The organism is Phenylobacterium sp., assembly GCF_037189685.1.
Taxonomy (GTDB): Bacteria; Pseudomonadota; Alphaproteobacteria; order Caulobacterales; family Caulobacteraceae; genus Phenylobacterium.
This window is the reverse complement of the sequence record NZ_JBBCIT010000027.1, coordinates 1-20,165: the sequence shown is the minus strand read 5'-3', so window position 1 is coordinate 20,165 and position 20,165 is coordinate 1. Positions and strand designations below refer to the sequence as shown.

Annotated in this window: 18 protein-coding genes; 11 read left to right on the top strand and 7 right to left on the bottom strand. The window is 72.3% G+C overall.

Going from position 1 to position 20,165, the window contains the following annotated elements; translation table 11 throughout:
- Positions 1–54 precede the first annotated feature (54 nt).
- From WG212_RS15330 to upp, 3 genes are read left to right on the top strand one after another with little or no spacing between them, the layout of a single operon-like run.
- Positions 55–1,311 carry a GTP cyclohydrolase II gene (locus tag WG212_RS15330; RefSeq protein WP_337187979.1) on the top strand — a complete coding sequence of 419 codons (1,257 nt, stop codon included), beginning with the start codon at positions 55–57 and terminating at the stop codon, positions 1,309–1,311.
- Positions 1,312–1,315: 4 nt separating this feature from the next.
- Positions 1,316–2,476 (top strand): DUF1688 family protein, encoded by a 1,161-nt coding sequence (locus tag WG212_RS15325; protein WP_337187978.1) that lies wholly within the window; start codon positions 1,316–1,318, stop codon positions 2,474–2,476.
- An 11-nt stretch (positions 2,477–2,487) separates the two neighbouring features.
- A complete protein-coding gene (gene upp / locus WG212_RS15320) occupies positions 2,488–3,117 on the top strand; it encodes a uracil phosphoribosyltransferase (RefSeq protein WP_337187977.1) in 630 nt (209 codons plus the stop codon).
- Positions 3,118–3,359: 242 nt separating this feature from the next.
- Here upp and WG212_RS15315 read toward each other — a convergent pair whose 3' ends face one another.
- A complete protein-coding gene (locus tag WG212_RS15315) occupies positions 3,360–4,529 on the bottom strand; it encodes a CoA transferase (RefSeq protein ID WP_337187976.1) in 1,170 nt (389 codons plus the stop codon).
- A 137-nt stretch (positions 4,530–4,666) separates the two neighbouring features.
- Here WG212_RS15315 and WG212_RS15310 point away from each other — a divergent pair, with 137 nt between their 5' ends.
- A complete protein-coding gene (locus WG212_RS15310; RefSeq protein ID WP_337187975.1) occupies positions 4,667–5,950 on the top strand; it encodes a TetR/AcrR family transcriptional regulator in 1,284 nt (427 codons plus the stop codon).
- 3 nt (positions 5,951–5,953) lie between these two features.
- Here the strand turns inward: WG212_RS15310 and WG212_RS15305 are convergent, their stop codons facing one another.
- The 3 genes from WG212_RS15305 to WG212_RS15295 form a co-directional block, all read right to left on the bottom strand.
- Entirely contained in the window at positions 5,954–6,973 is a 1,020-nt protein-coding gene (locus WG212_RS15305; protein WP_337187974.1) for an alpha/beta fold hydrolase, read from the bottom strand.
- Between the two features lie 117 nt (positions 6,974–7,090).
- Complete coding sequence (locus WG212_RS15300) at positions 7,091–7,549, bottom strand: helix-turn-helix transcriptional regulator (RefSeq protein ID WP_337187973.1); 459 nt, start codon at positions 7,547–7,549, stop codon at positions 7,091–7,093.
- Positions 7,550–7,707: 158 nt separating this feature from the next.
- Complete coding sequence (locus WG212_RS15295) at positions 7,708–8,670, bottom strand: hypothetical protein (RefSeq protein ID WP_337187972.1); 963 nt, start codon at positions 8,668–8,670, stop codon at positions 7,708–7,710.
- Positions 8,671–8,843: 173 nt separating this feature from the next.
- Between WG212_RS15295 and WG212_RS15290 the strand changes: the two genes are divergently transcribed.
- The gene (locus WG212_RS15290; RefSeq protein WP_337187971.1) at positions 8,844–9,341 is read left to right on the top strand and encodes a GAF domain-containing protein; all 498 of its coding nucleotides are present in this window, start codon (positions 8,844–8,846) and stop codon (positions 9,339–9,341) included.
- Here the strand turns inward: WG212_RS15290 and WG212_RS15285 are convergent.
- Entirely contained in the window at positions 9,338–10,012 is a 675-nt protein-coding gene (locus tag WG212_RS15285; RefSeq protein WP_337187970.1) for a PEPxxWA-CTERM sorting domain-containing protein, read from the bottom strand. The genes WG212_RS15290 and WG212_RS15285 overlap by 4 nt on opposite strands.
- A 264-nt stretch (positions 10,013–10,276) precedes the next feature.
- Between WG212_RS15285 and WG212_RS15280 the strand changes: the two genes are divergently transcribed.
- Together WG212_RS15280 and WG212_RS15275 are read left to right on the top strand one after the other, a co-directional pair.
- Positions 10,277–11,449: an acetyl-CoA C-acetyltransferase gene (locus WG212_RS15280; RefSeq protein WP_337187969.1), complete on the top strand. Its 1,173-nt coding sequence runs from the start codon at positions 10,277–10,279 to the stop codon at positions 11,447–11,449.
- 167 nt (positions 11,450–11,616) lie between these two features.
- Positions 11,617–12,309, top strand: coding sequence for an SDR family NAD(P)-dependent oxidoreductase (locus WG212_RS15275; RefSeq protein ID WP_337187968.1), 693 nt, complete (start codon positions 11,617–11,619; stop codon positions 12,307–12,309).
- A 186-nt stretch (positions 12,310–12,495) separates the two neighbouring features.
- Here the strand turns inward: WG212_RS15275 and WG212_RS15270 are convergent, their stop codons facing one another.
- On the bottom strand, positions 12,496–13,650 hold the full coding sequence (locus WG212_RS15270; RefSeq protein ID WP_337187967.1) for a hypothetical protein: 1,155 nt from the start codon (positions 13,648–13,650) through the stop codon (positions 12,496–12,498).
- Between the two features lie 252 nt (positions 13,651–13,902).
- Here WG212_RS15270 and WG212_RS15265 point away from each other — a divergent pair, with 252 nt between their 5' ends.
- Positions 13,903–16,011, top strand: a complete 2,109-nt coding sequence (locus WG212_RS15265) for a TonB-dependent receptor (protein ID WP_337187966.1) — start codon at positions 13,903–13,905, stop codon at positions 16,009–16,011.
- 10 nt (positions 16,012–16,021) lie between these two features.
- On the opposite strand, the gene WG212_RS15260 is transcribed toward WG212_RS15265, so the two are convergent.
- The gene (locus WG212_RS15260; RefSeq protein WP_337187965.1) at positions 16,022–18,376 is read right to left on the bottom strand and encodes a penicillin acylase family protein; all 2,355 of its coding nucleotides are present in this window, start codon (positions 18,374–18,376) and stop codon (positions 16,022–16,024) included.
- A 195-nt stretch (positions 18,377–18,571) separates the two neighbouring features.
- Here WG212_RS15260 and WG212_RS15255 point away from each other — a divergent pair, with 195 nt between their 5' ends.
- The 3 genes from WG212_RS15255 to WG212_RS15245 all read left to right on the top strand — a co-directional run.
- Positions 18,572–18,943 carry a VOC family protein gene (locus WG212_RS15255; RefSeq protein ID WP_337187964.1) on the top strand — a complete coding sequence of 124 codons (372 nt, stop codon included), beginning with the start codon at positions 18,572–18,574 and terminating at the stop codon, positions 18,941–18,943.
- Between the two features lie 3 nt (positions 18,944–18,946).
- Positions 18,947–19,315, top strand: coding sequence for a VOC family protein (locus WG212_RS15250; protein ID WP_337187963.1), 369 nt, complete (start codon positions 18,947–18,949; stop codon positions 19,313–19,315).
- A 91-nt stretch (positions 19,316–19,406) separates the two neighbouring features.
- Positions 19,407–20,165, top strand: a 759-nt coding sequence (locus tag WG212_RS15245) for a hypothetical protein (protein WP_337187962.1), incomplete at its 3' end; no start/stop codon positions are given.

Below are 20,165 nucleotides of genomic sequence, written 5' to 3'. Positions count from 1 at the left end.
TCTGCGCCGGCGAACCCGGCGGGGGCCTTTTCGATTCTGGAGGTTCGTTCCGCCATGTCCGGCAACAGGACATCCCATATCCGTCTCACCTCCCATCCGGGCGGAGGGGCGCCCAGCCGCTTCCCGATCCGGTGGGACGCAGCCACGGCGCGCGAACGCGGCCCGGTGGTGGCCACCGCGAACGCCGGTCCCGACCGCAACGCCATCGGGGCCCACGGCGGCGCCTATTCCGTCTACCGCGCCCTGGCCGTGGCCTCCGGCGCCATGGACCCGATGGTGCGGCCCGAGCTGGTCAACACCCATCCGGTCGTCCCGATCGGGCCGCATCCCCAGTGGCGCGAGGCCGGCCGCATCGTCTCGCTCGATCCCTGGGGCGCGCGCATCGCCGAGGACTTCGCCGCCGAGATCGCCGAGGGCGTCGACATCCGCCCCACCATCGCCGTCACCAAGGCCCGCATCGACCTGCCCGAGATCCACGAGGCGATCCGCGCCGGGCGGCTGAAGCCCGACGGCGAGGTCCTGCACGATTCCGGCGACGTGGCCGTCACCAAGGCGGCCATCGACCCCGTCTGGCATCTGCCGGGCGTCGCGGCCCGCTTCGGCGTCGAGGAGCAGCAGCTTCGCCGCACCCTCTTCGAGCAGACCGGCGGCATGTATCCCGAGCTGGTCACGCGCCCCGACCTCGCGGTCTTCCTGCCGCCCATCGGCGGGATCACCCTCTACATCTTCGGTGATGCGACGAGGCTGGGCGACAGTCGTGTCCCGCTCACCTGCCGCGTCCACGACGAGTGCAACGGCTCCGACGTCTTCGGCTCCGACATCTGCACCTGCCGCCCGTACCTGACCCACGGCATCGAGGAGGCGACGCGCCAGGCCCAGGCCGGCGGGACCGGCCTGATCGTCTACAACCGCAAGGAGGGCCGGGCGCTGGGCGAGGTGACCAAGTTCCTCGTCTACAATGCCAGGAAGCGCCAGCCGGGCGGCGACCAGGCGGCCACCTATTTCGAGCGCACCGAATGCGTGGCGGGCGTGCAGGACGCCCGCTTCCAGCAACTGATGCCCGACGTGATCCACTGGCTGGGCGTCCGCCGCATCGACCGCTTCGTCTCCATGTCCAACATGAAGTACGACGCCCTGGCGGCCGGCGGCGTCGAGATCGGCGAGCGCGTGCCGATCCCGGACGAGCTGATCCCGCCCGACGCCAGCGTCGAGATGGAGGCCAAGAAGGCCGCCGGCTACTTCACCCCCGAAGGCGCCCCGTCCGACGACGACCTGAAGCGCATCGTGGGCCGGGACCTGAAGGATTTCTGAGCCGATGTCCGAAGCCCAGGCCCGATCCCTGCTCACCGCGCGGGCGGTGCGGGATCGCGCGCACGAGATGCTGGGGCTGGCCGAGGCGGGCGGCCTTGCCGGATGGCGGCTGGACCTCTCGCGTCTCGACGCCGCCGCCGACCTCACCGCCGAGGTGGTGCGTGCGAACTATCCCGACCTGAAGGTTCCCTTCCATGCCCGCTGGCGGCACTTCGCGGCCGGCGGCCGCGACCTGTGGGCCGGCTTGGAGACGCCCGCCGATCGGGCGGACCTCGGCCGGGCGGCCTTCGATCTCGTCATCCCCTCGGTGCTCCTCGACGCCGGGGCCGGGATGGCGTGGCGCTACCGCGACGCTCCCACAGGCGCCGTCCTCGCCCGATCCGAGGGCCTGGGCGTCGCCTCGCTGCGCCTGTTCGAATCCGGCGCCCTGTCGTCGAACCCGGCCCGCCCGCTGCGCGCCGACGCCCTGGAGGGGGTGGACGCCGCGATGCTGGCCCGGGCGTTCCAGGTGGCCGACGACAATCCGCTGGTGGGCCTGGAGGGGCGCGCCGAGCTGCTGCGCCGCCTGGGCGCCGCCGTCGGCCGCCCGGCGGTCCTCTTCGACGACCTGGCGGCGCAGGCCGCGGGCGGGCGTCTGCCCGCGCCGGCCATCCTCGAGACGTTGCTCGCGCGCCTCGGCCCCATCTGGCCCGGCCGACTCAGCCTGGGCGGGGTGTCGCTCGGCGACTGCTGGACCCACCCCGACGTCGACGGCTTCGTGCCGCTGCACAAGCTCAGCCAGTGGATGAGCTACTCTCTGATCGAGCCGCTCCAGTGGGCGGGGATCGAGGTCGTGGAGATCGACGGCCTGACCGGGCTCGCCGAGTACCGCAACGGCGGCCTCTTCGTGGACATGGGCGTGCTCGCTCTCGCCGACCCGGCCGACGCGGCGCGGGCGCATCCGGTCGACGGGCCGCTCGTCGTCGGCTGGCGGGCGCTCACCGTCGCGCTGCTGGACCGGATCGCGCCCATGGTCCGCGAGCGCCTGGGCGTATCGGCCGCGGCCTTTCCCCTGGCGCGCGTGCTGGAGGGCGGGACCTGGTCCGCCGGCCGGCGCATCGCGCGCGAGCTCAGGGCGGACGGCGGGCCGCCCATCGCCGTGGTCAGCGACGGTACGGTTTTCTGAGGGGAGTGGGCATGAAGGGCGTCACGGTCGTCGATCATCCGCTGGTGAAGCACAAGCTCACGCTGATGCGGAAGAAGGAGACCTCCACCAAGAGCTTCCGCCAGCTCCTGCGCGAGATCGGCGTCCTGCTCTGCTACGAGGTCACCCGCGACCTGCCGCTGGAAGAGGTGACGATCGAGACGCCCCTCCAGCCGATGGCGGCGCCGCTGCTGGCCGGCAAGAAGCTGGTCTTCGCCCCGGTGCTGCGTTCGGGCATGGGCATGCTGGACGGCATGCTGGAGCTGGTCCCCGCGGCGCGGGTGGCCCACGTCGGCCTGTACCGCGATCCGGCCACGCTCCAGTGCGTGGAATACTATTTCAAGGCGCCCGCCGACATGGCCGAGCGGACGGTGGTGGTGATCGACCCCATGCTGGCCACGGGCAACACCGCCATCGCCGCCGTCGACCGGCTGCAGGAGGCCGGCGCCCGCGACATCCGCATGGCCTGCCTGCTGGCCTCGCCCGAGGGGCTGTCGAAGTTCCACGGCCACCACGCCGGAGTGCATGTGTGGACGGCCGCGATGGACGAGCGGCTCAACGACCACGGCTATATCCTGCCGGGCCTGGGCGACGCGGGCGACCGCATGTACGGCACCCGCTGACGCCGCGCCGGGAAACGCCCATGCTGCGGTTTCGGGCGCCGTGGGGCGTCCATGCCGCGATCCTGGGCGATCATCGGCATAGTCCGGTCGCGATGTGGACCGCCGTTGCCGCCAACTGATCGTCGGTCAGATTGGGGAAGCCCTCTCGGGGCGTTCTCCTTCCTCGAACTTCAGAGCCGCGCGGCTGGTCTGCGCGGCTCTTTTTCGTCCGGTCCCGCCGGCCGCCTGCGCGGCAAGGGCGTTCAGAGCACCGCGGCGATCTCCTCGGGCGTCAGGCCGGCCGCTTCCAGCACCTCGCGGGTGTGCTCGCCCAGCTTGGGGGCGGGGCGGTTCACCGGCGGCGCGCCCTCGGGGAAGCGGGCCGGCGAGGCGGGCAGGGGGAACATCCGCCCCCAGCCGTCGTCGACCATCTCGAAACAGCCGGCGTCGCGGGCGAAGGGCGCCTCGGCCAGATCGGCGAGCGTGCCCATCGGCGCCCAGGCCAGGTCCGCCGCGGTCAGGCGTGCGCCTACCTCCTCCAGCGTCATGCCGCCGAACGCCTCGTCGCAGATGGCCCGGATCTCGCGCACGGCCTGCTGGTCGGTCACCGGCGGCTCGTAGCGCGGCTCGGCCAGGATCTCGGGCCGGTCCAGGGCGATCATGAGCTGGGTGAAGCAGTCCAGGGTGCGCGGCAGCAGCAGCAGCCATCGGTCGTCCTTGGTGCGGAAGAAGCCCGTGATCGGCCCCGGGCGGTCGTCCCGCGGCTGGGCGGTCACCACCTCGCCATAACGGAGCTGGATCGCCAGGTCCCAGCTCACCGTATAGGCGCCCGCTCGCAGCAGGCTGCTCTCCACCAGCCGTCCGCGCCCGGTGGCGTGGCGCTCGTGCAGCGCCGCCAGGATGCCCGACACGGTCGCCAGCGCGGTCACGTGATCGCCGAAGCCGGGGCGCGAGGGAAAGGGTTCCTGGTCGGGCGGGATGGTGGCGTGGGCCACGCCCGACCGCGTCCAGAAGGCGGTCATGTCGAAGGCCGGCGTGTCGGCCTCGGGGCCCACCAGCCCGTATCCCGTGACCGCGCCGTAGATCAGGGTCGGGCATTCGGCCTTGAGCGTCTCGTAGTCCAGCCCCGCCCGCTTCAGCGAGCCGGGGCGGACGTTGGTGATGAAGATGTCGGCCTGGCGCAGCAGCGCCTTCAGCGCCTGGCGGCCCTCGGGCTTCGAGATGTCGAGCTTCACGCCCTTCTTGCCGCGGTTCTCGTTGGTGAAGATCGGGTTCGGGGCCTCGGGCGTGTCGGGATAATAGACGCGCGTGGCGTCGCCGATCGGGCTTTCAACCTTCACGACGTCGGCGCCCCAGTCGGCCAGCACGGCGGCCGCGCTGGGACCGGCGACCCAGGTGGCCATCTCCACCACCTTCAAACCCTGGAGCAGCATGTCCGAAACCTCCCGCCGACGCTGTGGCGCGTCCTGGCCCGTCCCACGCGCCACCTAACCGAGCCCGTACCGACTATTCAACTGACGTCGCGACACGGGCCGTGGAGGCCGGCGGCGAAGCGCGGTAAGACTGCGACATGGTGATGACCGTCGACGAGGGGGACGCGCCCGGCCATGCGACGCCCCGCCGCCAGCCCACGCGGCGGTTCGAGGCGCGGCGCAACGCGATCGTCCGCTCGGCGATCGAGGAGATCAACCGCAAGGGCGTGCGCGGCATGACCCTGGGCGACGTCGCCGCGCGGCTCGACCTCGTGCCCACCGGCGTCATCTACTACTTCCGCAACAAGGAGGAACTGGCGGCCGCCGTCTTCCTCAAGGGCCTGGAGACCTACGAGCAGCTCATCGGACGGGCGGCGGGCCACGAGGCGGGTCACGAGGCGGGGCAGGAGGGGGGGGCGGACGCGGGCGAGGCCCGGCTCCCGGCCTTCATCGAGGCCTGGTTCGAATACGCCCGCGCGGTGCAGGAGGGCCAGGCCGATCCCCTGCCGGTCTTCAACGATGTCCGCGCCCTGAAGTCCGATCCGGTCAACGACGCCTACATCGGCATGTTCCGGCGGTTCCGCGACCTGCTGCCGGGGTCGGGCGCGTTGCCCCGGCGGCACCGCAACGCCCGCGCGCACCTGCTGCTCAGCCAGGTCTTCTGGATCATCGCCTGGCAGAATCAGGCTGCGCCGGCGGACTATCCCCGCACCGCCGCGCGGATGGCGGCGATCCTGGCCCGCGGCGTCATCGCCCCCGGCGCGGCCTGGCCCGACCCCAGGCCGCTGGACCTCGCGCGGCCCGACCCGAACGCCTCGGCCGAGATGTTCCTGCGCGCGGCCACCGGCCTCATCAACGACGAGGGCTATCACGGCGCGTCGGTCGAGCGGATCTCCGCGCGGCTCAACGTCAGCAAGGGCGCCTTCTACCACCACAACGAGACCAAGGACGACCTGGTCCTGGCCTGTTTCGAGCGCACCTTCGAGACCATGTGGCGGGCGATCCGGGCGGCCGAGCAGGCCGGCGGCTCGGGGCTGGAGGTGCTGGTCTCCATCGTCGCGGCCCTGGTGCGCCACCAGATGAGCGGCGAGGCGCCCCTACTGCGCACCTCGGCCCTGACCGCGGCGCCCGAGGGGATGCAGGCGGGGCTGATGCAGCAGTTCCATCAGCTCTCGTACCGGTTCGCGTCGATCCTCTGCGACGGGATCGCCGACGGCTCGATCGCGCCCGTGGACGTCAACGTGGCCTCCCAGATCGTCTCGTCGGCCGTGAACGCCGCCGCCGACCTGCACTTCTGGACGCCCGGCCTGGCGCCGGACGACGTGGTCGCCCACTACGTCCGGCCGATCTTCGAGGGGCTGACGTCCGCGCCCAGCAGCTGACATCTACTTCAGGTGCTGGCGGAACCAGTCGATGGCCAGGTTCACCGCCTCCTCCCGCTTCTCGCCATAGACGCCGTAGTGCTTGATGCCGGGCAGGCTGACCAGCTTCGACGGCCCCTTCACCCGCTCGCTGGCCAGGACGCCGTGCGGGCCGTTGTCGAACAGCTCCTCCTGCTCGGCCACGACGAACAGGGCCGCGGCCGTGACGAAGGGCGCGTCGTCGCCGGGCGCCCAGCGCAGCAGCTTGTCGCCGATGGGCGCGCCGATCAGGGCGCCCACCACCTGGGCGCCGGGCTCGGGATAGCGGGCCTCGCCGCGGGCCAGGCGCGCGGCCTGGGCGTGGGCCGCGGCGGCGGCCGGCCCCTCCACCCCGCCGGGCGGCCGCGACGGGATGGACGGGACCTGGGCGACCAGCGCCTTCACCCGCGGGTCGTGGGCGGCCACGTGGACCACCAGCCCGCCCGAGAAGCTGGAGCCGCGGACGCCGATCCGGGCCGGGTCGACCGTCGGGTCCGCGGCTGCCCAGTTGATGACGTTGAACCAGTCCTCGGCCTGCTCGGTCGGGTCGACGTAGCCGCGCACCGCCTCGACCTCGCCGGTGAAGCGCCGGTTGGCCGGCAGGGCGGGCTCGGCGCCCGTCAGCACAACCCGGCTGCCGCTCTCGCCCCAGCCGCGGTAGTCGAAGGTCACCACCTGGAAGCCGGCGCGGGCCATCTGCACGGCGTCGGCCCGGAAGCTGGCGGCCACCCCGCCCCAGCCGTGGGCCATGACGATGGTCGGCAGGCGCTGGCCCGCCGGCGCCGTCTCCGGGCGGAAGACCTCGGCGTGCAGCGGCACGCCTTCGCTGACGATCCGGGCCGTGCGGAAGGCGACGCCCGCGGGCGCGGCATATTCCGCCGCACGGCCCGTGGTCCAGGTGGCGGGGTCGGCGGGATTGCGCCGAGGCGTGGCGGGCTGGGCGAGCGCCGCGCCCGCAAAGGCGGCCGCCGCCAGCCCGATCACAGAAATCCGAAACAAGGTCATGCATGCCTCCCGCGCCCGCTCTGGGCGGCGGGCGTCGCGAGGCAGTCTAGAGGCGCGCCAGGCCCCGTACCAGTCTTTCAAAACCAACCCGCTTCGGACCGGATCAGCGGTCCGGCGTCAGATCTCTTCGGCCACCACGCGGACGAGCTCCACGATCTTGCGGCGAATGGCCGGTTCGCTGATGCGCGGGAAGGTGGCCATCAGCTCGATGCCCTCGGGCGACAGCATGAACTCCTGGGCCGTGTCGCGCTGGGCCGACAGGGCTTCCTGGTCGCCCAGGCCGTCGTAGAAATAGGCCACCGGCGTCTTCAACGCCGCGGCGATCTCCCACAGCTTGGAAGCGCTGACGCGGTTCGCGCCGCGCTCGTACTTCTGCACCTGCTGGAAGGTGATGCCCAGGGCTTCGGCCAGTCGCTCCTGGCTGACGCCCATTTCCTTGCGGCGCATGCGGATGCGCAGGCCCACGTGGCGGTCCACGGGGTGCGGGCCGTCGCCGCGCCCCTCGCTGCTGCGTCCGATCTCGGCGGCCGGTTGTGCGGCGGCGCCTTCGACCTCTCGTTCCAATGCCTTCGTCATCGCCCCCAGTCCGGTGACGCGGGGGCCGCGCCACCCCCCGATGGAGCAGCCCCCGCCTCGGTACCTCCCCCGAGGTACGTCCTTAAGTTGCGGCAGCGTGACATGGTTTGAAAACCTGTGACTACCCATTTTGGGGTCGCGGCGTGTTCTCGTTTCGGTCAGGCTGCGCCGCGGACTCCCGATTCCTCCGCTTCCCATTGGGAAAGAACGCCAAATTCGGCCAGGGCGGTGAACAGCCGGTTCAGGTGCGACTGATTGTCTGTCATGAAGCGGACGAACTTCTCCCGCGCGAGGACGCGGGCCGGGACCAGATATCCGTCCCCGTTTCGTTCGCACACGTCCTCCGCCGCCAGACGGTTCAGCCGCCGGCGGATGGTCTCGCCCGCCACGCCCAGCCGGCTCGACAGCGCGGCCGCGCGGATGGGGCGGCGCATCGCATCGGGGACGAAGCCATCGACCGTCCACTCGGGGCCGGGCGACCCGCCTTCGTCGTCGCCCAGGTGTTCGGTGTTGGCGTTGATGATCTCCATCAGGATCAGGCCCGAGACCATGTCGCCGATATGCGTGCTGATGGGCTCGGCCAGCCGCAGGAGGTAGTCGGACGACAACCTCACGATGAGGCGCACCGGCGGGTCGGCGGGGTCGAACGCCGGCCCGGTCGCCGCCGGCAGGTCGGCCAGCAGGTCGATCCGGCGCAGGCGCATATAGAGGTCGCGCACCAGCGCGGCGTGGGCCGCGGCGAAGGCGCGGTAGCCCTGCGAGTTCATCGGCGCCGTGGGGATGACCACGCCGCGCGCCGTCTGGACGACTATGCCTGTCGCCGCCAGCGCCGTGATCCGCCGCCGCGCGGTCTCGAAGGGAACCTGGAGGGAATTGGCGATCGCGCTGACGCTCACGGGGCGGCGGAGTTCGTCCGGCGGCGGCGCGTTCAGGGTCGCGTAGCGCCTCTGGAGGTCCGGGCTGCGCGACACCTGGGCCAGGTTGGCCTGGCTGATCGCCGACAGCAGCAGGCCGTCCACCACGTCGCGGCCGAACCCCGTCAGCTTTATCAGGTCGAGGGCGAAGCGGTTGGCCAGCCGGGCGGCCACGCGGATCGCGGTGTTGGGAGCGTCGCGGCTCATCAGTCGGTTCGACCCGGGGGGTTGGTGTCGCCGGTCCGACTAAATCACGATCCTGCGCCGATGGGCGCCCCCCGGCGCGCGAGGCCGGTCGGTGATGTCGGGCGTGTGGCGCTCGAACCACGCCGCCGCGCCGCGCCCTTTCGCCGGGCGCCGCGCCTCGCTACATCGGCGGCATGGCCGAAGCCTTCAACGAGATCGTGCTGCCGTCCGTCCGGGCCGAGCGCTATGCCGCCGTGGCCGCGGAGATCGCCGCCGTCCTGGACGGCGAGCCGAACCTGACGGCGCGCATGGCGACCGTGGCCTCCATGCTCGCGGCCAGTTTCGACCACTACTTCTGGACCGGTTTCTATGTGGTCGACCCGGCGAAGGGCGACGAACTGGTGGTCGGCCCCTACCAGGGCACGCTCGGCTGCCTGCGGATCGCCTTCGGCCGCGGGGTCTGCGGGGCGGCCGCTGCGACGCGGGAGACCCAGGTGGTGGCCGACGTCCACGCCTTTCCCGGCCACATCGCGTGCGACAGCCGCTCGGCCAGCGAGATCGTGGTCCCGGTGTTCGACGCCGGCGGCGGCCTCATCGCCGTGCTCGACGTGGACTCCGAACAGCCGGCCGCCTTCGACGGGACGGACCGGCTGTGGCTGGAGAAGATCCTGGCGGAGACCTTCGCGCGTTAGGCGGGGACCAGCCGCCGGCGGCGGAGGACCGCCCCGGCCATGCCGAAGCCGCAGATCATCATGGCCCACGTCGCCGGCTCGGGAATGGCGCCCGGGCCAGGGCCGGGGCCGTTGCTGGACACCTGGTAGCGGAGCTGGAAGCCGTAGGCGACGAATGGCGAACTGTCGTCGGGATCGAAGGGCGTCAGGTTCTCGACCGTGATGTTGACGAGGAACTGGCTGACGTCGAACGCCGGGCCCGGCGCCAGCAGAAGCGTGCCGGCGAGGCAGTTGCTGCAGGCGCTGCCGTAGACGCCGCCCGCTAGGCTGCCGTCCAGCAGCGTCACCGAGCCCGAGCTGATCATGCCGTCGTCGGGCGGAAACCCGAACTGGCCGCTGGTCACGACGTCCACCCCGAAGAAGGTGATGGCCGAAGCCGGCACGCCGAGGAGTTCGTCCAGCGTCACGGTCAGGTTGAAGACGTCCCCGACTTGGAGTTCGAAGGGGGAGAAGTCGTCGGCCAGCAAGTCGAGGGTATAGAACTGGATGTCGCCCGCCGCGCCATGCGAGCCGCTGGCCACGACGCCGGTGAGGTCCAAGTCATAGGTGTCCGCGTACGCCGCGCCCGCGCCCAGGAGGACGGCGCCGGCCGCCGTGATCGCCCCCAAGCGCTGGAATAGATCGCCTTTCATCGAGTGCCCCTTTGCTGTCCGCGCGCGACCTGGCCGCGCGCTTGCCCCCGCCCCGGCGCGCGCCGTAGCGGTCTTGAGGGTTAAGGCGCAATTTACGGCTCCCACGGGTCAGTGCGGCGCAGTTAATCTTTGACGGGGGCGGCGTGACGCCTTCCGTGACGCCCCCGTCATCCGCCCCGTCACCCGCCGTTGTCTTCCGCAAGGGCGCCCGCCTACATCTCCAGCGACGCGCCGAGAGGGGCGCAGGACCAATGGAGCATTGAGATGGGCGAGGCCTATATCGTCGCCGCCACCCGCACCGCCGGTGGCCGCAAGGGCGGCCGCATGCGGGGCTGGCATCCGTCCGACCTGGCGGGCCAGGTGCTGGACGAGCTGATCGTCCGCACGGGCATCGACCCGGCTGCGGTCGAGGACGTGGTCATGGGCTGCGTGGGCCAGGTGGGCGAGCAGTCGACCAACATCGCCCGCAACGCCGTCCTGTCGTCGAAGCTGCCGGAAAGCGTGCCGGCCACCTCGGTCGACCGCCAGTGCGGCAGTTCGCAGCAGGCGCTGCACTTCGCCGCCCAGGGGGTGATGAGCGGCACCCAGGACATCGTCATCGCCGCCGGCGTCGAGAGCATGACCCGCGTGCCCATGGGCCTGTCGGTGATGCTGCCGGCCAAGGAAGGCTTCGGGGTGCCCAAGAGCCCGAAGCAGGAAGAGCGCTACCCCAACATCCAGTTCAGCCAGTTCATGGGCGCCGAGATGGTGGCCGAGAAGTACGGCCTGACCAAGGACCAGCTCGACGAATACGGCTACCTCAGCCACCAGCGCGCCATCGCCGCCACCCAGGGCGGCGCCTTCAAGGATGAGATCCTGGTGCTGGACGGCCTGGACGCCGAGGGGAACACCGTCCGCCACGACTCCGACGAGGGCATCCGCTACGATGTCAGCCTGGACGGCATGAAGGGCGTGAAGCTGCTGCGCGAGGGCGGCCGCATCACCGCCGCCACCTCCAGCCAGATCTGCGACGGCGCCTCGGGCGTGCTCGTGGTTTCGGAGAAGGCCCTGAAGGAGCACAATCTGACGCCGCTGGCCCGGGTGCACCACCTGACCCTGCTGGGCCACGATCCCGTCATCATGCTGGAGGCCCCGATCCCGGCCACCGAGAAGGCCCTGAAGAAGGCCGGCATGAGCGTGGACGACATCGACCTCTTCGAGGTGAACGAGGCCTTCGCCTCGGTCCCGGTGGCCTTCCTGCAGAAGCTGGGCGCCGATCCCGAGCGTCTGAACGTCAACGGCGGCGCCATCGCGCTGGGCCACCCGCTGGGCGCCTCGGGCACCAAGCTGATGACCACCCTGCTGCACGCGCTGAAGGCCCGCAACAAGCGCTTCGGCCTGCAGACCATGTGCGAAGGCGGCGGCCTCGCCAACGTGACCATCGTCGAGCGCCTCTAGGGTTTGTACGACAGGACACCGAGGGGCGCTTCGGCGCCCCTTTTCTTTCTAGCCACGGAAACACGGAAGCCACAGAAGGGTGGTCGGGCCGGCGGCCTCATGGCCTTCTGTGTTTTCCGTGCTTTCTGTGGTTTCCAAAGCGCCTGCGGCGCGGTTGAGGAGACGTCATGGCCGGACGGGTGATCGCGATCACGGGCGCCTTCGGGGTGCTGGGGGCGGCCGTGGCCCGGGCCGCGGCGGCGCAGGGCTGCTGGCTGGCCCTGATCGACTACGCCCAGGATGCGCCCGCCGGCCTGCCGTCGGGGCCGGACGTGCTGGTGCTGGGCGGCGTCGACCTGACCGACGCCAACCAGGCGGGCGCCGCCCTCGACTCCGTCGCCGACCGGTTCGGGCGCATCGACGCCTTGCTCAACATCGCCGGCGGCTTCACCTGGCAGACGCTGCAGGACGGCTCCATCGACCAGTGGCCGGCCATGTACCGCCTGAACGTGCTGACCGCCGCCAACGCCAGCCGCGCCGCTGTCCCGCACCTGAAGCGCAGCGCCGCGGGCCGGATCATCAACGTGGGCTCGGCCGCGGCGCTGAAGGCCTCGCTGGGCATGGGCGCCTATGCGGCGGCCAAGGCGGGTGTCCACAGCCTGACCCAGGCGCTCGCCGAGGAGCTGAAGGCCGACGACGTCACCGTCAACGCCGTCCTGCCCTCGATCATCGACACCCCCGCCAACCGCGCCGACATGCCCGACGCGGACTTCGCCGCCTGGGTCGCCCCCGACGACCTGGCCGCGGTCATCCTGTTCCTGGCGAGCGAGGCCGCCACGGCCGTCACCGGGGCGCTGGTGCCGGTCACGGGCCGGGTCTGACCCGCTCCTGTCCCACGCAGTGGGCGAGGGGGCCGCTCGCCGGGCGCAGCGAAGAGCGGGTGGTACAGAGGGAAGCCTCCTCCCCGGAACGGCGATCTGACCTGCTGAGCCGTCGCGCGGATGGCCTTTCCGCCCTGCGGCCGTCCTCCCTTCCCACCCCTCGTCCCGTGGGGCGGGAGGGACGGGTCATCGCGCCCCGGCTCCGGCCTCCAGCTCGCGCAGCCAGTCCAGGATGCGCGGCGCGGCGGCCAGCATGGAGGCGTCGTGGCCCAGCGGCCCCACGTCGACCGCCGTCACGTCCGCCCCCCGAGCGCGCATGGCCGCCGCCGTGAGGCGGGACTCGTCGGGAACGACGTCGACATCCTCCGACCCGTAGTACATCCGCACAGGCGCCTTCGGCGTCATGTCGTGGACGCTGTTGGCGGCGAACGAGTCGGCCAGCCAGTGCGAGCCGCGCCCCTCCACGGCCTCGGGGAACCCCGGGCCGAACATCCGCCGGGGGTCCCGGGACAGGGTCGCCACGATCTCCTTCGGCGGCGCGCCGTCGAACAGGCGCTCGGCGGTGGCCGCCATCTCGGGCGTCAGCGCGCTGTCCAGGCGATGGCCCAGGTAGGGGGCCTGGCCCCAGGCGGCATAGGCCAGGTAGCTCGAATGCGAGGGCGCGCCGCCCTTGAGCGCCGCCGGGACCGCCAGGCCCATCAGGTCGAACGCCCCGGCCACCGGTGCGGCGGCCAGCACCGGTCGGCCCTCGGCCTCCAGCAGCCGCAGGGTCGCCATCGTCGCCCAGCCGCCCTCCGAGAAGCCGGACAGGAACACCGGCCCATCCGGGACGCCCTCGATCCGCTGCGCCGCCGCGATCATGGTCGTGACCGCCGGGGCGATGGCCTCGGCGATGTAGTAGGGGTGCCGCCCTGGCGAGGCGCCCATGCCCGGATAGTCGGGGGCCACCAGGGCGTAGCCGTTGCCGGCGAACAGGATCGCCGCGGCCAGCCCCGTGGTGTCGGGCTTCGAGGGAACCGCCGAGCGCGTGGTCGCCGTCCCGTGCAGGAAGGCCGCGACCCGCCGCGCGGGCGCCCCTCGGGGCACGGCGAACAGGCCGCTCTGCGGCCGGAAGCGGTCGTCCGGCCCGGCATAGGTCATCCGGTAGCAGTCCACGGGATGCTCGATCGTGACGCCTTTCACCCCCGCCAGGGTCAGCAGGACCCGCGCCTCGAGGCGCGAGATCGTGCGGATGGGTTGCAGCTCCACGCCGTCCGGCGCCGCCAGCGCCGGGGGCCGCGCGCAGCCCGCCAGGACGAAAGCCACCGCCACGGCCATGCTCAACAACAGGCTGCGATCCATGCCCCGGCCCCCCAAGCCCATGACGGCGCCATGATGGACGCCATGCGCGCCTTGGGCAAACAGCGTTCCCGCGAAGCAGACGCCGCCCGGCGCCGCCGGCGGCATTGAGGCGCAACCCCGCGCCAGGGAGCTGGCGCGCCGCTGTTACGCGAAAGCCGCACCGCAGTTTCGAAATTCGTCGCCCGGGTGAACGCCGATAGCTTGAGCCCCGAAACCACGCGAGACTGAGGGCCTGGGAGGGAACCCCCGAAGATGGGTCCTTGGATTCTGCTCGCCGCGGCGGCCGCGTCGCCGGGGGTCGAGGCGGTCGCGCCTGCGCCCGCCGCCACCGCGCCCGCCGCCACCGCGCCTGACGCCACCGCGCCTGACGCCGCCGGGCGGGGCGTGATCGCCTATCCGCCGTCGTTCTTCGCCGAGTCCCGACCGGTGAACGCCTACGACATGGTCGTCCGCCTGCCGGGCTTCACCTTCGACAAGGGGGCGGCCGTGCGGGGCCTGTCGGGCGCCGGCGGCAACGTCCTGATCGACGGCCAGCCGCCGGTCTCCAAGAACGACGCCCTGGACGAGATCCTGAAGCGCATCCCGGCCGGCGCCATCGAGCGCGTCGAGCTGATCCGCGGCGGCGCGCCCGGCATCGACATGGAGGGCCGCACCGTCCTGGCCAACATCGTGCGCAAGCAGACCGCCGGCTTCCGCGCCTCCGTCATGCCGGGAATCTACCAGATCTACGATGGACGCCAGCTTCCCGGGGTGCGTCTCGAAGCCCAGTGGCGCTGGCCCGGCGGCCGCTCGGCCGAGTTCGGGCAGGTCTACGGCACGGGCCCCAACGACGAGTTCGGCGACGGCCGGCGCACCCGCTACAATCCCGACGGCTCGGTGCGCCTGCGCTCGAAGGTGGAGGCCGACGCCTACGGCCTGCGCGCCTGGACCACCGGCGCCTACGAGACGCCGCTGTTCGGCGGGCGGGCGCGGATCAACGGCGCCTTCATGCTGACCCCCGCCGAGGTCGAGATCTACGACCGCTACCAGACCGCGAACGGCGGCGAATACGAGAAGAACGAGATCGACCGGCTCCAGGCCGAACTGGGCGGCCGGTTCAACCGCGGCCTGACCGACCGCCTGTCGCTTGAGGCGGTGGGCTTCCACCAGTGGAACAACCAGGAGACCACGGTCGTCTTCGAGGCGCCCGGCCTGACGCGCGACTTCCTGCTCGACCGCAAGACGACCGAGGCCGTCGGGCGGTTGAATCTCCGCTACCGCGCAGGCCCGGCCCTGACCCTGGAGGCGGGCGGCGAGGGCGCGCTCAACAACCTCGACAGCGAGACGCGGCTGGCGGTCGACGGCCGTCCCGTGCCCGTGCCGGCGGCCAACGTCCAGGTCGAGGAGAGGCGCGGCGAGGCTTTCCTCCGCGGCTCTTGGCGGCCCATGCCGACGCTCACCCTGGAGGCCGGCGTGCGCCAGGAGGTGTCGCGCGTGACGTCCGAAGGCGACGTGACGCTGGGCAAGACGTTGACGTTCACCAAGCCCCGCGCCGCCCTCACCTGGGCCGCGGACCCGTCCAGCCAGGTGCGCCTGCGTGTCGAGCGCGAGGTGGGGCAGCTCAACTTCGACGACTTCGTCGCCTCGCCCAACGTGGCGTCCACCGGCGTCGTGGTGGCCGGCAATCCCGACCTGACGCCCCAGCAGGCCTGGGTCTTCGAGGCCGCCTACGAGCGCCGGTTCTGGGGCGCGGGCGCCGCCGTGCTGACCGTGCGCCACTTCGAGATCCGGGACACCGTCGACCGCGGCCCCGCGCGCGACGCGGCCGGGAACGTCATCCGCGACCCCGTCACCGGCCAGCCCGCCGCCGACCGGCCGGACAACATCGGCAAGTCGACCAAGGACGAGGCCCAGGCCAGCCTCACCGTGCCCCTGGACCGCCTCGGCGTCCGCGCCGCCCAGCTCCGCGGCCAGGTCACGAAGCGCTGGACGAAGGTGGACGATCCCCTGCTGGGCGGGACGCGCGAGGTCTCGGCCCTGCGCCCCATCGACTGGGAGGCCCACTTCAGCCAGGACCTGCCCCGTTGGAACACCACCTGGGGCGTCGACGTCTTCGGCGGCTTCCGCGAGCGCTACTTCCGCCTGTCCGAGATCGAGACGCGGAAGTTCTCGCCCTTCGTCGTGGTCTACGGCGAATACAAGCCGCGGCCCGACTGGATCCTCCGGCTGGAGGCGATGGGCGTCACCAGCCGCAACGTGCGCCGCATCCGCGAGGTCTACAGGGGGCCCCGCAACGCCTTCCCCCTCGACTACACCGACGTCCGCAGCCTGGAGTGGGACGGCAGCCTCTACCTGCGCGTCCGCAAGACGTTCGGAAGCTGAGTGGCGGACCCTACCGCACGGGCGTCAGCGTCATCACGACGCCGGCGTCCGCCTCGACCGCGGGCCGGGTGTAGCGCAGCGGGAAATAGGTCCCCGCGGCCCACAGCGGGAACAGGTCGCGGTAGTGCGGGCTCATCGGGTCCCCCGACTGTCCCGGACTGTTGATCGCCACCGAATTGTCCCAGGCGCCCACGTCGAAGACCATCCGCACCGAGGCCCCGGCCGCCTGCCGGAAGTCCGACGCGCGCCACGAGGCCGCCCGCGGCGTCGACGCCGAGCCCGGGACCTGGAGGGGACCCACGGTCATCTGCTTCGCCAGTTCGGGGTCGGCCAGGACGGCGACGGCCGGCTCGAACAGGGCGACGTGCAGCCGGCCCCAGCTCCAGCCCGCCATGTCGGGGCCGAGGCGGCCCTTCAGCTCGCCCACCGCCGCGCCCAGGCTGTCCAGGATCAGCGGCGCGCGCACGCCCTGGGGCGCCGCCTCCAGCCAGGTGAGGACGGCGTCGGTCGAGCCGTTCCCGATCAGCCGGCGCGCCGCCTCGGGCAGGGTCGCCGCCGCCACGGCGCGGCCCAGGTGCTTGCCCGACCACGTCTCGTAGATCGCCGCCGCGGCGCTGTCGGTGGTCTGGTTCGCGTCCCAGGCCTGGAGCAGGGCCAGCGCCCGGCCCGTGTCCGGGTCCGCGGACGTCAGGCCCTGGACCAGGGCGACGCCCCGGCGCGCCTGCGGGCTCACGCTGTCGACCTGGAGCGCCACGGAGTCGGCCAGCGTCGACTTGGGCAGGCTGTCCAGCACCTCGTGGATGCGCACCGCGCGCGTCGGGTCGGCCCACTCGTAGCCCAGCTTGCGCCGCGTGCGGGGATAGGCCGGCTCGGCCGGGATGTTCATCTCGTTGGCGGTCGCGAAATAGCCCGCGGCCGGGTTGCGCACGGTGGGCAGGCCCCCGTCCGCCAGGAACCCGGCCCATTCGTAGCGCCCGTCGCCGGGCACGGGCGTCAGGCCGTCCCAGTTGGGGCGCACGGGCGTCCGCGCCGCCGCCGACCAGCCGATCTCGCCGCGGGTGTCGGCATAGACCAGGTTCAGGGGCGGCGCGCCCCAGCGGTCGCGCGCCGTCTGGAACTGCTCCCACGACTCCGCCCGCCACAGGGCCGAGGAGCCGTAGTAGCCGGCGACGCCCGGCTCGTTCCACACGGTGCGCACCGCGAAGGCCCGGCCCTTGCCGGCGTCCTCGTGGACGACCGGGCCGTGGCGGGTGTAGCGCAGCTCGACCGTCTCGGGGGCCGCGCCCTTCACCTCGATGGTCTCCCGGACCACCGTCATCGGCTCCCATCGGCCCTTGTGGCGATAGGCGCCGTCGCGCGTCTCGTAGACGTAGAGGTCCTCCTGATCGAGGTTGAAGATCGTCAGGCCCCAGGCGATCCGCCCGTTGTGGCCGAACGACACGCCGGGCAGCGCCGGCTCGCCCGCGCCCACGATCGACAGGCCCGGCGCCTCCAGGTGGGCGATGTAGCGCAGCGCCGGGACCCCGACCGCCCGGTGCGGGTCGTTGGCCAGGATGGGGCGGCCCGTGGCCGTGCGTGCCCCTGCGATCGTCCAGTTGTTCGACCCCTCGGCCGCCCGCGCGTCGATCACCTGCGCCAGGTCCTGCGGGCCGGGCGAGGCGGCGGCCGCCGCCGTCTTCCGCGCCAGCGGCGCGAAGTCCACCGCCTGGGTGGCGAGGACGTAGTCGGACAGCACGCCCTCGGGGACGTTGCACGGGTCCAGCCCGCGGGGCATGACCGGCTTGTGCGCCGGCTCCAGCTTGCGCCGCAGCGCGTCGGCCGCCGGGCCGCCCGCGCAGATCGCCCGCGCCCGCGCCACCTCGGACGTCACGTTGTTCACCAGTGCGTGGCTGCGGATGCGCAGGATGTCTTCCGGCGTCCAGTCCTCGGGCTGGCTGTCGGTTAGCCTGAATTCCACCGGCAGCGGCCGGCGTCCCGCGCGCACGTCGGCCACATAGGCGTTCACCCCCGCCGCGAACGCCTCGGCCGCCTCGCGCCCGCCGGCGTCATAGGCGGCCCACTCGGCCTCCATGTCCCCCCGGTACAGGAACAGCCGCGCCGCCCGGTCCTGGGCCACATAGGCCGGGCCGAAGCTGGCCGAGAGCCGGCCTAGCCCCCGCTTGCGCCACAGGTCGATCTGCCACAGCCGGTCGCGCCCGGCGTTCCAGCCCTGGAGGAAGAAGGCGTCGCGCGCCGAGGCCGCATAGATGTGGGGCACCCCCCACCGGTCCACGATGATCTCGGCCGGCGCCGCCAGGCCGGGGACCTGCGCCGCCTCGCGCCGCACCGCCGTCGAGATCTCGGCCTGCGCCGCGCCCGCCGCCAAGGCCGCCCCCAGGATAGCCCCAAAGGCCGTCCTTGCGACCAACGTCAGCCCCAACCCCATCGCCCGCATCGCCGCCTCCCGCTCGATACGGGGATACTGGACCCGCCGGCCCGCCGCCGTCCATGCGCGGCGGGCCTTGCGTTGCCGCGGACGTCATCCGCTAAGCTGTGCGCTCTCATTGGGAAGGGGATTCACATGATCGGCTATGCGACCATCGGGACGAACGATCTCGACCGCGCCACGAAGTTCTACGACGCCGTGCTGGCCACCCTGGGCGGCAAGCGCACCTTCGCCAACGGCGACCGGATGCAGTTCTACGGCGGCGGCGCGGCGCCCGGCATGCTGGCGATCAGCAAGCCCTACGATGAACAGCCGGCGACGGCGGGCAACGGCTCGATGTTCGGCCTTCCGGCCGCCAGCAAGGAACAGGTCGACGCCGCCCATGCCGCCGCCATCGCCGCCGGCGGCGTCTGCGACGGCGCGCCGGGCCAGCGCCTGCCCACCTTCTACGGCGCCTACTTCCGCGATCCCGACGGCAACAAGGTCTGCGTCTTCAAGATGGGTTGAGCCGTGATCGGCTACACCACCGTCGGCGTGGCCGACCTCGAGCGGGCCCGGGCGTTCTACGACGCCGTGCTGGCCCCGCTCGGGGGCCGCCGAACCCTCACCTACGAACGGTCGCAGTACTACGGCGGGCCGGGCCGTGGCGCGATGCTGGGCCTGACCCTGCCGTTCGACGGCGCCCCCCAGAGCGTCGGCAACGGGGTGATGGTGGCCTTCGCCGCCGACACGCCCGAGGTGATCCACGCCGTCCACGCCGCGGCCCTGGCCGCGGGCGGGACGTGCGAGGGTCCGCCCGGCGACCGCGGCGGGAACTTCTACGGCGCCTACTTCCGCGACCTCGACGGCAACAAGCTCTGCGTCTACCGCCTCGGCTGACGGCGGCGACAAGGGGGCGGGCTCGGAAAATCGCCGTGACGCCGCCGGCCTACGTCCGCTTCTGACGTAGCGGGGTGGTTGGATGTCCCTCATGTCCGAGGGACCCGACATCGACGTCGAGGCGCTGGCCGCGCTCGACCGGCTGGCGGCGCTGGACCTCTCCGCCGCGGAGAAGGCCCACGGCGCCCTCATGGCCGCCGAACCCGAGGACGTGCCTGCGCTCGCCATCGCCTACCAGCGCCTGGCCAGGTGCCTGCGCCAGACCCTGGCGCTCAAGGACCGCCTGCGCCGCCAGCGCGCCGAACGCGTCCAATCTCGTTCCGACCCCGACCGCATGGCCCGCGCCGGGCGGCTCGACGTCCTGGCCGACGCCGTCCGCGCCGCCGCCGCCGGACAGGGCTGCGATCCCGCCGAGCAGGACGACCTCGCCGAGCGCTTCCACGACGAGGCCTGGGACTGGATCGAAAGGCCCGACTTCCTGGACGAGGACCTCGACACCCAGATCCGCCGCGCCCGCACCCTCATGGACCTCCATGACGAGGCCCCCGACGACGGCTCCGGGAACAACCCCCAGGACGACCCGGAAGGCGGCCCCGAAGGCGACGCCGACCTCATCGAAGGCGAAGCCCGCGAGGTTTCGCCGCCCGAACCCCAGCCGCCGCAGGCGCCTGAACACCCCCCTCAGTCGGTCCACGGATGCACACCGATCCACACGGATGACGCCGACGCTCCCATCCGTGTGTCTCCGTGTGCATCCGTGGACCCTGCGAAGCACGAGCCGGCCTCACCCCCCAGCCCCGACCCCTTCGCCCACTGGCCCAGGCGCATGGTCCCGGACCACCCCTTCAAC